The sequence below is a fragment of the Tabrizicola soli genome, from assembly GCF_015999335.1.
Classification (GTDB): domain Bacteria; phylum Pseudomonadota; class Alphaproteobacteria; order Rhodobacterales; family Rhodobacteraceae; genus Tabrizicola; species Tabrizicola soli.
Window position 1 is genome coordinate 1 of record NZ_JAEACP010000018.1, and the last position, 14,189, is coordinate 14,189.

Sequence of the window (14,189 nt, forward strand, 5' to 3'; positions counted from 1 at the left end):
GCAGCAGCGCTCGGATCAGATCCCATTCGAAGTCCGAAAGATCAAAACGCGCCATCACCACCTCCATCGAGGCGAGTGAATCACGCTTCAGAACCCGCGGAAATCCCGTTTATGAGTTCACAGCCTAAAGGAGCAGCCGATATGTCCGTCACGATCACCACCCCCTTCGCCAACCTCTCGCTCACCCTGTCCGCCCCGAACTTGGGCGATCTGGGGGACGCAATTGACCTGACCCTCGGACGTTCCTCTGGTGCTGTCCGGGCCGTGCAGGTGGCCGCCGAAACCGTGGGCGACCTTCTGGACGCGGTTGCGGTCATCGCCCGCCGGATGGACGATCCGGACCGGATCGAAGCCATCCGCATTGACGAAAGCGCGTGCCGCGCCGAACTGGACGTGGCCGCTCGTCCGGTCGATCCGCGCCCCCTGCATTGAGAGGGGGCGCGCGTCATGTCCAAGCCCCTCCACCGCCTGACGGTCAAGCAGATCGAAGCCGCCGCCCCCGGCACCGCCCTCGCGGACGGGGGCGGCCTTCTCTATCGCGCCACGGCCAAGGCCGCCGGAAAGTGGTCTTTCAAGTTTGTCAGCCCGGACGCGGACTTCCGCGCCGGGCAGATCGCCAAGGGCAGCAAGTCCTTTCAGCGAGCGATGGGGCTGGGGGCTTTCCCCGCCGTGTCGCTGGCCGCTGCCCGCGAGAAGGCCACCGCAGCACGCGACCTGCTGGCAAAGGGGATCGACCCCATCGAAGACGACCGCCGCCGCGATGAGGAAACCCGGCAGCGGGCCGCATCAATCGCCCGCGCCGCGTCCGAGCAGGCCATGACCTTCGGCCGGTATGCTGATCGCCACTTCCTGCCCTATGCCCTTACGGGTTTCACCAACCCCGCCCATATCCAGCAATGGCAGGCGTCCTTCGCCACACACGCCAAGGCGCTGCGGGACATGCCGCTTGCGTCCATCACCCGCGAAGACGTGCTGCGGGTGTTGCAGCCGATCTGGACAGAGAAGATGGAGACGGCCAGCCGGACCCGCCAGCGGATCGAACGGCTGTTCGCCCATGCCATCCAGAACGGGCATTACCGGGGGGACAACCCCGCATCATGGCGGCAGTTTGACGCCACCCTGCCCCCGCCGCGGGTCGAACCCCGGCACCACCCCGCTGTCCCGCACGACCAGATTGCAGCGTTCGTGGCCGCCGTCCGGGCGAAGCAGGCTGACAGTATGGCGGCGCTGATGTTGGAGTGGATCGCGCTTGCCGCCTGCCGGACGGGTGAAGCCCGCTTTGCGACATGGGGCGAAATCGACCTCAAACGGAAAGTCTGGGCGGTCCCGGCAGAACGCATGAAGATGAAGCGCGACCACATCGTCCCGATCACTCAGCGCATGGAGGAAACCCTGGCGGAGGCGAAGCGCCGCCACCCCGCTCGCGAGAATGGCGAAGACCCAGCCGCGTCCGATTACGTCTTCGCGTCTGGCAAGGGGCGGCCTCTGTCCGAAATGGCGGCGCTGATGCTGATGCGCAGGATGGAAGCCTACAAGGACTTCACCACCCACGGCTTGCGTTCCACGTTCAAGGATTGGGCGGGCGAACAGACGGACTTCCCGCGCGAACTGATCGAGGAACAGCTTGCCCATCAATTGGGCGAGGTCGAGCGAGCCTATAAGCGGGGATCGGCGTATGAGCGCCGCCGTCCGCTGATGGAGGCTTGGGCGGCCGTCTGTGCTGGCGAAGTCCCGGCAGGGGGCGCCGGGAACGTGGTGCCGCTGCGCGCAACTGCGACAGGGGGGCAGGCGTAATGCCTGCCCTGCCAGTTTGCCTGCTTTGTCAATTGGTTATCGGATAGTCTCGCGCCATTTCCTGATTGCGTTGCGTTCAGTCGCGTGTCATTATCGAGACCAGAAACAGCACAGGAGAGCCGATGAGTTGCGCTGACCATCCCCAAGGTTAAGGAGAAAAGCCGTGGGACCGTCCGTAACTTTGCTTCGCAGGCATGAAGTCCTGCGGATTATCGGTGTTAACGCTGTTACCCTCTGGCGCTGGCGGAAAGCCGGCGCTTTTCCCGCCCCTGTCAAAGTGACCCGCCAGACGCTGCGCTGGCGGGAAACCGATATTGCGAATTGGTTGGAGGCCCACCGCCGGGCCGAAGGCGGTGCGCGGTGAGTGTTTCCCCCGCCAACTGCGACCGCCTGCTCCGTCTGCCTGTCGTGCAAGACCTCACCGGGTTGGGACGCGCGTCGATCTACAAGGCCATTGTCGAGCGCGCCTTCCCCAAGCCCGTGAAGCTTGGGCGCGCGTCCGCGTGGCCGGAAAGCGAAGTTCGCCGCTGGATCGAAGCCCGCAAAGCCGAACGCTGCGCCGCCTAACCCCCTCCTGAGTAGAAAAAGGCCGTCCCGCGCGCCACGCGAAACGGCCCTGGAAAGGAACTTCTAGCGTGTTTGATGTTATCGAAAAGTCCCCCTCGGGGCAAGCTGCCTGCAATGTCAACGAACCGTTGGCGGTCCTGAAAGATGCCGCGCGGCGCGACCTGATCGACCCGGCAGAGGCGGCCCAGGTTGAAGGGAACTACATCACCGGCCTGCTGACCCAGGACGGCTTGAAAGCCCGCCTTCTGGACGCGCTGCGCGTTGGCCCGGCTGCCAGGCTGGCGCTGGACGCCATCGCCCCTGCCTACGCCCCCGGCGACGTGATCGAACTGCGCGCGCTGGACCCGGCAGGGGGCGGGGCCGTGTCCCTCAACGGGCGGCTGGACAACCCCGCCGAACGCGCCGCCTTGATGGATTTCATCCGCCAGCACAACGGCAGGCGGAACCTCTACGTCGGGATCAACCCCCGCCGCCTGGACATGGCTGGGACGGGCGAGAATGCATCCGCGCAGGACGTGGTGGCCCGCCGGACTGTTGTGCTGGACCTCGACCACAAGGATGCGCCGGACGCGGATCAGGGTTGGACGCGGACGGTGGACGCCCTGCGGGCCGAACTGGACCCGCTGATGGTCGTGGACAGCGGCAATGGCGTCCACGTCTGGCTGCCGGTAGAGAACCTGTCCGGCCCGGACGTGGTGGCATCTGCTGCCCCTCTGGCGGCGGCCATGGCCCGGCTGGGGGCCGACCACATGGCGGACGCGCCCAGGATCATCCGCCTGCCCTTCACCGTCAACCTGCCGAACGCCAGCAAGCGGGCGCGCGGGGCGGTCATGCGCATCGCGGCCCCCCTGCCGGACACCAAACCCAATGCGCCCTCGGCCCGCCCCGCGCCCCTCCCCGTGGCCCAACTGTGCCGGGGCATGGAAGGCGTTGCGACGCAGCTTGGCCTGCCCGGCAGGGGCAAAGCCATGGCCGCCGCTTCGCCCTCCCGCGTGGCCTCGGACGGCGGCGCGAAGACGCCACACCCGGCGCCCAGCGCGGACGTGTTGCAGCTGGCCCTGGCCGAACTGCCGAACGATCCGGGCGGCCCGTTTGAGGCCCGTGGGGCGTGGGTGGACATGGCCCATGCGATCAAGGGCGCGTCCATCGCGGGCGGGATTGAAGCCGAAGGCCGCGAAGCCTTTGTCCAATGGTCGCAGAAATGGGGGACCGACGCGGACGATGCTGGCCGCGTCTGGGACGGGATCGCCGACCCGCACACGGGCTGGGGTGCCGTGATGCGGACGCTCGAAGCCGTGAACCCGGCAGGGGCGGAACGGGTGAAACACGCGGCGGCGCGGGCGGCCTTCGCGCAAGACGCGGCCCGGATCAGCGCCGTCATTCTCAGCGCAACCTTTGCTCCGGTTGCGTCCATCACCGGCAACCGTATCCCGCCCCGGCGCTGGCTTTATGGCAGGTCAGTCATTGCGGGCTTCCTGTCCTTCCTGATCGCGCCGGGCGGGGCGGGCAAGTCTGCGCTGGCGATGGTCCGGGCCGTGGCGATGGCTGCCGGGCGGGAACTTCTCGAAGGCGAGAAGCCCGTCCGGCCCCTTCGCGTCTGGGTCCATAATGCCGAAGATGACCTTGGCGAAATGGAGCGTCGCCTCGCAGCGACCTTGCAGCACTTTGGCATGTTCCATGCAGACCTGAACGACAACCTGTTCATGACGTCCGGCAGGGGTATGAAGCTGCAACTGGCGCGGACCGGGAGGGATGGACCGGAAATTGTGCCGGGGGTGGTGGACGCGCTGGTGGAACGGCTGGTGACGACCAAGTTGGACGTTCTGATCCTCGACCCGCTGGGGGCGCTGCACACCCTGCCGGAGAACTCGAACGAAGCCGCCAACCTTCTGTCCGGGGCGCTGCGCGAGGTGGCGCACCGCGCGGACGTGGCGGTGGTGGTCCTCCACCATGCCGGGAAGGCTGCCGCGATGGACATGGACGCGGCGGGCGCTGGCGCATCCCGTGGGGCCAGCGCCTTCGTGGACGCGGCGCGCGTCGTTGAGCAGGTGGTCCGCATGACCACCGACGACGCCAAAAACTTCGGGATCGCCGCCGCTGACCGCAGGGATTACCTCCGGGTGGAGAACGGTAAGGCAAACCTTGCCCGCGCCGAAGGCGGGCGCTGGCTGCGCATGGCGGACGTGCCGCTTGGGAACGGGGTCGGGCTTTGGCCGTTGGGCGACCGTGTGGGCGTGGTGGAAAGTTGGACGCCCAAACCCGTGACCGGCACGCCCACGGACCTCGCCCGCGTCCAGGCCGCGCTGATGGCCTCCTCGCGCCCGCTGCGGGCCGATCAGCGGTCCCCGGAATGGATTGGCTGGAAGGTGGCCGAAGTGATGGGCCTCAACACGGGCGGCCCGTCCACGTCGAAGGAGGATCGCACCCCCGATCAGGCTACGGCGCTGGCCCGCGTCCGCGCCATCGTGGCGGGCTGGGTCCAGAGCGGCGGGCTGGTCGAGCGGCAGGAACTGGACGCTGACACCCGCAAGAAACACCGCTTCGTCTTCATCGGCCAGCCCGCCATCGTGCTGGACACGGACGCCGTGGACAGCCCGTCCGACAAGGACGGCGCGGACGATGACGAGTAATTCCCGGCAGGGGCTGGGGTTTGCGCAAGTCTGCGCAAGTTGACTTGCGCAAACCTTCGCAGACCGGAGCAGGGTAGGCACACTTACGGCGCATGTGCGCCCCTCAAGGGGCACTTGCGCAAGTAGTGTTACTACCTAGGGGTCCGAACTACTTGCGCACCCCAAAACCCCCTATTTTCAAGGGGTCCGCCCTGCCGGGCAAGATGGGTTTCTGACCTGCGCAAAACGGGCCTTCCGGGGTGCCTGCAACGTGCGCAAGTCGGGGTGAAGTTGACGATTTCGGGGCGCGTTCTTGGCCCCCTCGACCACTCCCTGCGCGTCGGGCTTCCGGCGACAACGGCGGATCGCAGGCCGCCACGGACGACCCCAAGGCGCCCTCGTCCAGCGCACTCACCGTCGTCCCGGCAATGGGCGGCAGAACGCCAACCCCTCGAAAGCACCGAAGGGGGACCAAATCTTGAAGACCGCGATTTATCGCTTCATCGGGCCTATGCCCGACCTCACCCGCATCTATGCGGCCGACCTCGCCTTGCCGTCCGATCCCGGCTGGCTGCGGGACAACCCCGAAGCCGTCGCCCGCGTCCGCGCCTTCCGGGACGAAACCCGGACGAACAAGCGGGTGATCCTGCTGACCGTCCGGCTGCTCGACACGTGCGCGCCGGACGGCTGGCGGCCCGCCTACGTCGAAGCCCACCCCGGCCATTGGGACAGCCCAGCCTTCCGGGCCTGGCAGGATCGCCCCGGCGACATGGTGGCCGCCAACGACTTCGCCCTGACCGTCCTGACGGCCGACGCGGACGTGGACGTGGACGCGGGCCATGCCCTGCCGGACACCTCCGGGCTGCCGCCCCATTGGTGCGCGCAATTCCGACGGCTGGCACTGGACAACCGCAACACCGAACTGAAATCCGAACAAGAGGTGCATCATGCCTGATGGCGTTTTCAGATACTTCCCGAAGCCCGACCGCGCCAAGGGCCGGAAGCGGACCAAGCATTGGCCCCTGATCGACGCGGTCGCAGATCACGAATGGCTGCGTGCCCACCCCTACAGGCTGGCCCGTGTCCATCGCATCAATCTGGGCGCTGCGGCTGCGAATTGGCCTGTCTGGGTCATCGCGTGCCGGGTTCACGATCCCTGCCTCCCGGAAGGCTGGCGTCCGGCATGGCTGGAAGTCGCTCACGACCCGTTTGGGGACGCGGACGCGCCTTCCTTCGCCTCGCCCGAATGGGACCAGATCGTCAGGCAGGAACTTGTGATCGCAGAGGCCCGGCATGTGCTGGCCGTCCTCAATCATGCTGCCCGCACTCGCCCCGACGCCATGCTTGTCCGTGACATGCTGGTGGCCCTTCGGTCGGCGGAGTTGGGTCATGCGGCCGACGACTTCGGCTTCATCGAAAACGATTAACCCACCCCAACCACCGACGCAGCGCCCCGGCATCGTCCGGGGCGTTTGCATATTCCGCCAGATCGCGCAGGAACCGCAGACGATCTTCCTGCCGGGGAATGGCCTCGTGCATGGCCTGGACCTGCGGCCCCACCGCCCGCAAGACCTCGCCCAGCGCCGCCAATTCGTCCGGCGTGTCCGGCACGCGCCGCGGGCGCCCGATAGGCTTGGGCGGTCCGGGCTGGACCTTGGGAGCCTTCTTCCTGTCAGCGTCGCGGCGCTTCCAGCCCTCTGACCCCGGACGGGCCGTCCACGGGCGCACGGGAAGCGGCGTCAGCGGCTCGGCAGGGGAGTCCAGCCCCTTCCGCATGTTCACGTCCACCGGCACGCCGGAAGCCGCCCGCAGTGCCTCCACGGCGGCACGCGCCCCATCCACGCCTCCGGCACGCAGGGCGGCCTTGGCAGCCCTCGCAGCCTTCGTGCGCCGGTCCGTTATCCCCAGATCAACCCAAGCCACCGCCGCGTCCGCTGCGGCCTGCTGCCGGGGCAATTCCTCCTGAACCCCCCGCGCCCATCGCGCGGCGTCCGGGCGGTCTTTCTGGTGCCGCCGCCAGCGCCAGCGCAGCCAATCTGCGACGGCCGGATACAGCCCGTCCACGTCCACGCCCATGTCTGCGGCGGACGTGGCAAAGGCGGCCTCGTCCGGCCCCAGATCAATCGTCCGGCCCGGCAGGCGGGGGTCCTTGCGCCAGGCCCATGTCAGCGCGTTGCGCGCCCGCTTTGCCTCGGCCCGCGCCCATTCGTCCGGCGAGACGGACTCGGTCTCCAACCCTACCTTCTGCCGTTCCCGGAACCGCCGCGCCGCGTCCGGCCCCCCGTGCCTCAGACACCGTGCCTCACCGGCGAGGGCAAGCTGCGTGCAAGTCCGGCCCGTTCGCAACCTCGCCCCGCAAGTCCGCGCCAGCGGCCCGCCTCGGACATAGAGGCTTGCCCCCTCAAAGAAGCGTTCGCGCTGGGTCTCGGACTTGAAGCCGGGGATGCGGGGCATGGCAGGCGGTCCCTAATGACGGAAGACAAGACAGACATGGATGGTATTATTTTACCCCATAAGCCCGACGAAGTCTGCCCTACAGTCACATGGCCCGCAGGGGCGCAGCATGAAAGGCTGGGCATGAGTTACAAGGGCTTGGTCGTCGGCGGGCATCTGGCCGGTGAGTGGTTATCCCATGACCTGCCGACCTATACCGCCAGACGACCGGCAGAAGGCCAAGTGCGTTATCCCGACGGCAGCATCCTGTTCTGGGATGGCGACCCGGTTCCGGAAACCTGGGTCCACGTCAGCGCCGAGCCTTACGGGGAATTCTGGGTGCCGGAGTGCAAGGACGCCACTTGGGCCATGACGGAACTGATCCGATGCTATCGCTCGGCAGCGAAAGCCGGGAACAACCTGTAGCTGCCAGAAGGCGCATTGAATGCATACTCTTGTTGAACGGATGTTGCCTGCTGACGTTCTATTGAAGCAGGGCATTTATCTCCAAACTTGCGCTCACATAGAACTGACACTCTGGCAAATAGTGCAGATCGCGGACGGGCATGAAGTTGGCAGCGCACCGGACATTGAGGCTTACCTACAGGTCAAAAAGCATACTCCGAAGCTGGTGGCGGCTGCAAAGAAGGCGACCAAACTCATTCCCGCCCGGCTAGGTTTGCGGCTGGCCGCCTTGGTGGCCCGAACGGAAGCCGGATTGTTAAACCGTAACCTTGCGGCGCATGGCGCATGGTTCGTTCAAGCGAACTCGGACAAACTGCACGTCGCCCATTACTTCACGGTCCCGGCGCCTCCCGGCAACCAGTGGCACTACATCGACCGTCCCGTCTCACGACGTCAGGTCGACTTCGCAATTGAGGACTGCAATCTCATCCTTCTGGAAGCAGTCGCAATTCGTGGCGAACTTGAAGGGCTGCTGCGAGAACGCAAGAACCGTCCACCGTCGCCCACCCGCATGTCTACGTCTGCCGCGGCGTTGATCGTCGCCAGCTTCCCCGAACCCGGCACGGAGGGGGGCCAGCCACCGCACCAGATGGTTTGACAAAGCAGACAAAAAGATACCGACGCCGCCGTTTTGTGCGTGCCGCGCTGGCGACGGCCTTCAAACCCTTCGTTATATTGGTTCTCGACGGGCATTGCGCATCGATGCTTTTACTGGAACTTTGTGTTTCCAGACGCTCTGGTTGAGGATGAAAAAAAAGGACGCCCATGTCACGGCTTATCGCTTCTTTTGCGCTCCTTTTCACTACGGCATGTGTGCCGCAGCAGGCGCAATACCACACCACAGACAGTGTAATGAGAGGCTATTTGGGTGACACAGCGGCAGCTTTTGCGACCAACTCGGGACTGACAATGGTCGGCAGCTTCACCACCGATGCGGGGACGGTATTCCAGTTCTCAGGCACGGGGCCGACGGCGATCTATCAACCCGCACGGCCCACCATGGGCGCCATATCAGACCCGCGAATGGCTAGCGGTTTCCGGGCTATTGGCGCAGGCATGACAGTCCCCGCGATGGCCGTCCAAGCCCGCTGCCAAGTTCAGGTCATGACGGATCGCATCAATGCTCGCGGAAATCTTGACAGCTATCGCATCAAGGAGATCGTCTTTGACGGCGCATGCGGAATGGTGCGACCGAACGCCGCCTGAATTGCAGGGTCGCCCGGTTAGGGCGTGGTCCGCGAAAGGAACAAGGAGAGTGACAAGGCAGACAAAAAGTCTGCCGCACCGCCGCTTGGGACGAACCGACTGGAAGGGTATCGTCCGCCGTCGCGGGGCAGGCCGGGGGGTGGGGTCGGCACCGGCCTGGACGTGGACGCCGCCGCGTCCGCCGCGTCCACGTCCGGCACGGGCGCCATCACGTCCATGCCTGGCGCCACCGTCACGTCCCCACCCACGTCCACGCCCGCTGCTGCCCCCGGCGGGAATTGCCTTTGCCCGGCAGCGGAACCGCAAGCCCCGACCCTGCCCTGCCGGGAGACAAGCCCTGGCACGAACCGCCCAGCGCCACCGGCTACCGCACTGGACGCGTCCGCGCTCCACTCCCCCGGCTGGACACGGCCCCAGCCTTGCCCGGTCTTGCCCGGCAGCGCCGCCCCTGCCGGGGTCATCCGCCCAGCGGGCCGGGCTGGACGCGGCGCCGTTTCGGGCTGGGGGCCGCGTCCATAGGCGCGCACAGGATCGCGGCTATGGACGTGGATACCGGGACCGGATCGCCCAACGCCATCGCCTCTGGCACGTCCGCCCCCTGCCGGGGGCTGAACACTGGCCATGCTCACGAAAACGTGAACGGACCACCCCCCGCCGATGGTCCCCGGCAGGCAAAGCCACCAAGCCCAGCACAGGCAAGTCTAGTGCCTATCTAGTGCCCTCGAAGGATGGCACCAAATAATCTAATGATTTCAATTGCATTGGCGGGCCCAGGAGGACTCGAACCCCCAACCTCGGACTTAGAAGGTCCTTGCTCTATCCAGTTGAGCTATGAGCCCGCACGGGGCCCCTTTTGCGGCAGGTGAAGGGATCAGGCAAGCACCTTCGTCATGAAGACCGAATTCGGATCGTCATGGTAACCCTCGAAGGGCGGGCAGTCCACGAAACCTGCCCGGGCGTAAAGCGCGCGGGCGGCGATGAAGGTGGGCTGGATGCCGGTTTCCAGGCTCAGCCGGGCGAATCCGTCCCGTCGCGCCTCGGCGACCAGGTGGTCGAGCATCGCCTTCGACAAGCCGCGCCCGCGCGCTTCGGACAGGACATGCATCGACTTGATCTCGGCATGGCTCGCGTCGATCCGCTTGTAGGCCCCCATCGCCAGGGGCGTGCCACCCTCGCGCAGGACGAAGAAGGCGATATGCGGCTGGTCGAGCGCCGAGGCATCCATCATGTGGATGCTCTCGGGCGGGGTGTCGGCATGCATGTCGGCGGTATGCCGCTCCATCAGGAGGGCGAGGTCGGCCCCGGTGGGCCGTTCGCGCGCGATGGTCCAGGCCATCAATGCGTCCAGGCGCCCTTGCGGTCGGTGGCGAAGTTCTCGCCATAGCCGCGGGCGCGGATGTTGGCGCGGCGCGGTGTCGGCTCGACCAGATCATAGCCGATGCCGTTCTCGGCGGCATAGGCCTCGGCCGCCTCGCGCGTCTCGAAGCGCAGCCGGACCTGAGACTGGGTGTCGTCGGACGAGGTCCAGCCCATCAGCGGGTCGATGTCCCGCGCACTGGCCGGAGCATACTCCAGCACCCACAGATGGGTCTTGGCGGTGCCGGATTGCATGGCGGTGCGGGCGGGCTGGTAGATGCGGGCGCGCATGGGAAAACCTCCGAGGATCGCCCCTGTTATTGTCCAAGCTTTCGGGAAAGCGCAAGCCGGTGATTTGTCGCGGAAAGGACTGTCGGCCGGTCCCAGGGAGCGTGGGTGGGGTGGAAGGGACCGACCGACAGCAACAGTTGCTGCTTGCCGGTCCACTCTGCCGCAGTCCGGCCCTCGATTCAACCAAAAGGTGAGTGACTTGCCGCAAAAAAACCGCAAGTGGTCAAGCCTTCCGCTCCAGCCGCAGCATCAGATAGCGGTTGAAGGTCTGGAACCCTTCGGCATTGCGCTCGTTTCCGGTCAGGCGGCGCATCAGATTCGCCCGCCGCTTCTTCGACAGGAACAGGCCGATGAACCGCGTCAGCGACCAGTGCGCGGCGGGCTTGCGGGTCCTGATCTCGTCCGAAAGCCGGGTCACGCCATGGCCGATCACGTTGAAGAACTGCTGCTCGAGGTCGATCGAGGGCGCGACCTCGGCGGTGATGTCCTCCTCTGCCGCCACGCGGAAGGCCGACCCCTCCAGCGCCTTGCGGAACGCCGCCAGCCCATGCCCGCCCCCGGCCTGCGGCCCATGTGCGCGGCGGCCCTTGTAGGCCTCGGTGCGGAAGCAGTCGGCGATCACCACCTGCCCGCCGGGGGCCAGAAGGGCGGCGCATTTCGGCAGGCTCTCCGCCATCGGGATGTACTGGAAGCTTTCCGAGAAGAGGCACAGGTCATAGAGCCCCTGGCCGGAGAAGGCCTCGAAGGTGCATTCATGGACCGTGGCGCCGGGTGCATTGGCCCGGCAGCGCGCGGCAAGGAAGGCCGAGGGGACGACGATCTCGACCTCGTGCCCGAGGTCGAGGAGCTTGCGCGCGGTTTCCCCCGCGCCGCCGCCGATATCCAGGATCCGCAGCCGGCCCGGCGGCAGATAGCCGAACAATCGGGCGGTATAGGCCTCTTGCGCGGTCTTCAGGTTGCCCGCGGTGACCTTCAGCCCGGTCCAGAGACCGTAATGCAGGTTCTCGGCCCCGGTCAGCCAGCGGATGAACGCCAGCCCCACATCCAGGCCCACGGCCCGCGTGTCGATCTTTTCCGCCATCATGCACCTCGCGCCCGGTGCCTTAGCCGCTTCGCAGCCGAACGGCAACGGTTTCGCCCTCCGGCGCGCGGATCACGTCTTGAACTGGAACAAAAACGGATCAAATCTGTCCCGTCGCGACTCTTGCGGAAGGTGGCCCATGCCGCACAACAATTCCAACGCGCTGACCGAACGCCCCGATGTCCTGACCCGGCCCAAGCTGGAAGGCGGGCGGCGCTTCCTGCTGTCGACGCCGTTCCAGCCGGCCGGCGACCAGCCGACCGCGATTGCCGAACTGACGGCGGGGGTGCAGGCGGGCGAGCGCGACCAGGTGCTGCTGGGGGCCACGGGGACGGGCAAGACCTTCACCATGGCCAAGGTGATCGAGGAGACGCAGCGCCCGGCGATCATCCTCGCCCCCAACAAGACGCTGGCCGCGCAATTGTACGGGGAATTCAAGGGCTTCTTTCCCGACAACGCCGTCGAATACTTCGTCAGCTACTACGACTACTACCAGCCCGAGGCCTATGTCGCCCGGACCGACACCTATATCGAGAAGGAATCCCAGATCAACGAACAGATCGACCGGATGCGCCACTCGGCCACCCGCGCCCTTCTGGAACGCGACGACGTGATCATCGTGGCCTCGGTCTCCTGCATCTACGGCATCGGCTCGGTCGAGACCTATTCGGCGATGACGCAGGACCTGATCACCGGCCAGCTTTACGACCAGCGCAAGGTGATCGCCGAACTGGTGGCGCAGCAGTACCGGCGGCTGGAGGGCAGCTTCCAGCGCGGCGCCTTCCGGGTGCGGGGCGACAGCCTCGAGGTCTGGCCCGCCCACCTCGAGGACCGGGCCTGGCGCTTCTCCTTCTTCGGCGAGGAACTGGAGGCGATCACCGAATTCGACCCGCTGACCGGGGCCAAGACCGACAGTTTCAAGCAGATCCGCATCTACGCGAACAGCCACTACGTCACCCCGCGCCCGACGCTGGCCCAGGCGATCAAGGGCATCAAGGAGGAGCTGTTCCACCGCCTGAAGCAGTTGCAATCCGAGGGCAAGCTGCTGGAGGCGCAGCGCCTGGAGCAGCGCACCAACTTCGACCTCGAGATGCTGGAGGCGACCGGCTCTTGCGCGGGGATCGAGAACTATTCGCGCTACCTGACCGGCCGCGCTCCGGGCGAGCCGCCGCCGACGCTCTTCGAATTCATCCCCGACCATGCCATCGTCTTCGCCGACGAAAGCCATGTCTCGGTCCCCCAGATCGGCGGCATGTACAAGGGCGACTTCCGGCGCAAGTTCACCCTGGCCGAACATGGCTTCCGCCTGCCGAGCTGCATGGACAACAGGCCCTTGAAGTTCGAGGAATGGGACGCGATGCGCCCGCAATCCGTCTTCGTCTCCGCCACCCCCGCCGCATGGGAGCTGGAGCAGACCGGCGGCGTCTTCACCGAACAGGTGATCCGCCCCACCGGCCTCCTCGACCCGCCGGTCGAGATCCGGCCCGTGGAGATGCAGGTCGACGACCTCCTCGACGAGATCCGCAAGGTCTCGCTCCGGGGGATGCGGACGCTGGTCACGGTGCTGACCAAGCGCATGGCCGAGGACCTGACCGAATACCTGCACGAACAGGGGATCCGGGTGCGCTACATGCACAGCGACATCGACACGATCGAGCGGATCGAGATCCTGCGCGACCTGCGGCTCGGGGCCTTCGACGCGCTGGTCGGGATCAACCTCCTGCGCGAGGGCCTCGACATTCCGGAATGTGGGCTGGTGGCGATCCTCGATGCCGACAAGGAAGGGTTCCTGCGCTCGGAGACCAGCCTGATCCAGACCATCGGCCGCGCGGCGCGGAATGCGGACGGGCGGGTGATCATGTATGCCGACCGGATCACCGGCAGCATGGAGCGCGCGCTGGCCGAGACCAACCGCCGGCGCGAGAAGCAGATGGCCTACAACCTGGAACACGGGATCACGCCCGAGACGGTGAAGAAGAACGTCGAGGATGTGCTCGCCGGCCTCTGGCAGGGCGACACCGACCAGTCGCGGATCACGACCCGGGTGGACAAGCCGATGGTGGGGCAGAACCTCGCCGCGCATCTGGAGGCGCTGCGGGTGCAGATGCGCAAGGCGGCCGAGAACCTGGAATTCGAGGACGCGGCGCGGCTGCGCGACGAGGTGAAGCGGCTGGAAGCGGTGGAACTGGCGGTGGCCGACGACCCCTTCGCCCGGCAGGAGGCGGTCGAGGAGGCGGTGGTGGAGGCGACGAAGCTGTCCGGCCGCAGCACCGGCGGCCGCGCCGGGCAGCGGGGTGGAAAAAGGAGCAGGGGGCGCAGGTAGGGTGGGGGGGTGGCCCGCCGTAACCACCGGGGCCGTGGGGGCTAGACACACCAACGCATGGACC

15 protein-coding genes and 1 tRNA gene are annotated in these 14,189 nt (G+C 66.6%); 11 read left to right on the plus strand and 5 right to left on the minus strand.

What is annotated here, in order from left to right; all coding sequences use genetic code 11:
• Positions 1 to 141 precede the first annotated feature (141 nt).
• From I7S92_RS16275 to I7S92_RS16305, 7 genes are all read left to right on the plus strand, one after another.
• Entirely contained in the window at positions 142 to 432 is a 291-nt protein-coding gene (locus I7S92_RS16275) for a hypothetical protein (RefSeq protein ID WP_197646312.1), read from the plus strand.
• Positions 433 to 447: 15 nt separating this feature from the next.
• Positions 448 to 1,794 (plus strand): tyrosine-type recombinase/integrase, encoded by a 1,347-nt coding sequence (locus I7S92_RS16280; RefSeq protein WP_197646313.1) that lies wholly within the window; start codon positions 448 to 450, stop codon positions 1,792 to 1,794.
• A 163-nt stretch (positions 1,795 to 1,957) separates the two neighbouring features.
• Positions 1,958 to 2,158 carry a helix-turn-helix transcriptional regulator gene (locus I7S92_RS23525; RefSeq protein WP_197646314.1) on the plus strand — a complete coding sequence of 67 codons (201 nt, stop codon included), beginning with the start codon at positions 1,958 to 1,960 and terminating at the stop codon, positions 2,156 to 2,158.
• Complete coding sequence (locus I7S92_RS16290; RefSeq protein ID WP_197646315.1) at positions 2,155 to 2,361, plus strand: helix-turn-helix transcriptional regulator; 207 nt, start codon at positions 2,155 to 2,157, stop codon at positions 2,359 to 2,361. The genes I7S92_RS23525 and I7S92_RS16290 overlap by 4 nt, the downstream gene beginning before the upstream one ends.
• Positions 2,362 to 2,489: 128 nt before the next feature.
• Positions 2,490 to 4,991, plus strand: coding sequence for an AAA family ATPase (locus tag I7S92_RS16295; protein WP_197646317.1), 2,502 nt, complete (start codon positions 2,490 to 2,492; stop codon positions 4,989 to 4,991).
• 490 nt (positions 4,992 to 5,481) lie between these two features.
• Complete coding sequence (locus I7S92_RS16300) at positions 5,482 to 5,925, plus strand: hypothetical protein (protein WP_197646319.1); 444 nt, start codon at positions 5,482 to 5,484, stop codon at positions 5,923 to 5,925.
• Entirely contained in the window at positions 5,918 to 6,397 is a 480-nt protein-coding gene (locus I7S92_RS16305) for a hypothetical protein (protein ID WP_197646321.1), read from the plus strand. Before I7S92_RS16300 ends, I7S92_RS16305 begins: the two co-directional genes overlap by 8 nt.
• On the opposite strand, the gene I7S92_RS16310 is transcribed toward I7S92_RS16305, so the two are convergent.
• Positions 6,381 to 7,205, minus strand: a complete 825-nt coding sequence (locus I7S92_RS16310; protein ID WP_197646323.1) for a hypothetical protein — start codon at positions 7,203 to 7,205, stop codon at positions 6,381 to 6,383. The genes I7S92_RS16305 and I7S92_RS16310 overlap by 17 nt on opposite strands.
• 234 nt (positions 7,206 to 7,439) lie before the next feature.
• Between I7S92_RS16310 and I7S92_RS16315 the strand changes: the two genes are divergently transcribed.
• The 3 genes from I7S92_RS16315 (at position 7,440) to I7S92_RS16325 (ending at position 9,074) form a co-directional block, all read left to right on the plus strand.
• A complete protein-coding gene (locus I7S92_RS16315) occupies positions 7,440 to 7,829 on the plus strand; it encodes a hypothetical protein (RefSeq protein WP_197646325.1) in 390 nt (129 codons plus the stop codon).
• 19 nt (positions 7,830 to 7,848) lie between these two features.
• The gene (locus I7S92_RS16320) at positions 7,849 to 8,466 is read left to right on the plus strand and encodes a hypothetical protein (protein WP_197646327.1); all 618 of its coding nucleotides are present in this window, start codon (positions 7,849 to 7,851) and stop codon (positions 8,464 to 8,466) included.
• 167 nt (positions 8,467 to 8,633) lie between these two features.
• The gene (locus I7S92_RS16325) at positions 8,634 to 9,074 is read left to right on the plus strand and encodes a hypothetical protein (protein WP_197646329.1); all 441 of its coding nucleotides are present in this window, start codon (positions 8,634 to 8,636) and stop codon (positions 9,072 to 9,074) included.
• A gap of 762 nt (positions 9,075 to 9,836) precedes the next feature.
• Here the strand turns inward: I7S92_RS16325 and I7S92_RS16330 are convergent.
• From I7S92_RS16330 to I7S92_RS16345, 4 genes are all read right to left on the minus strand, one after another.
• Positions 9,837 to 9,913 (minus strand) — tRNA-Arg (locus tag I7S92_RS16330).
• 32 nt (positions 9,914 to 9,945) lie between these two features.
• The gene (locus I7S92_RS16335) at positions 9,946 to 10,410 is read right to left on the minus strand and encodes a GNAT family N-acetyltransferase (protein WP_197646331.1); all 465 of its coding nucleotides are present in this window, start codon (positions 10,408 to 10,410) and stop codon (positions 9,946 to 9,948) included.
• Positions 10,410 to 10,721, minus strand: coding sequence for an ETC complex I subunit (locus I7S92_RS16340; RefSeq protein WP_197646332.1), 312 nt, complete (start codon positions 10,719 to 10,721; stop codon positions 10,410 to 10,412). Before I7S92_RS16340 ends, I7S92_RS16335 begins: the two co-directional genes overlap by 1 nt.
• Before the next feature lie 223 nt (positions 10,722 to 10,944).
• Positions 10,945 to 11,802, minus strand: a complete 858-nt coding sequence (locus tag I7S92_RS16345; RefSeq protein ID WP_242070244.1) for a class I SAM-dependent methyltransferase — start codon at positions 11,800 to 11,802, stop codon at positions 10,945 to 10,947.
• 139 nt (positions 11,803 to 11,941) lie between these two features.
• Here I7S92_RS16345 and uvrB point away from each other — a divergent pair, with 139 nt between their 5' ends.
• Positions 11,942 to 14,125, plus strand: a complete 2,184-nt coding sequence (gene uvrB / locus I7S92_RS16350; protein ID WP_197646334.1) for an excinuclease ABC subunit UvrB — start codon at positions 11,942 to 11,944, stop codon at positions 14,123 to 14,125.
• Positions 14,126 to 14,189: the final 64 nt, after the last annotated feature.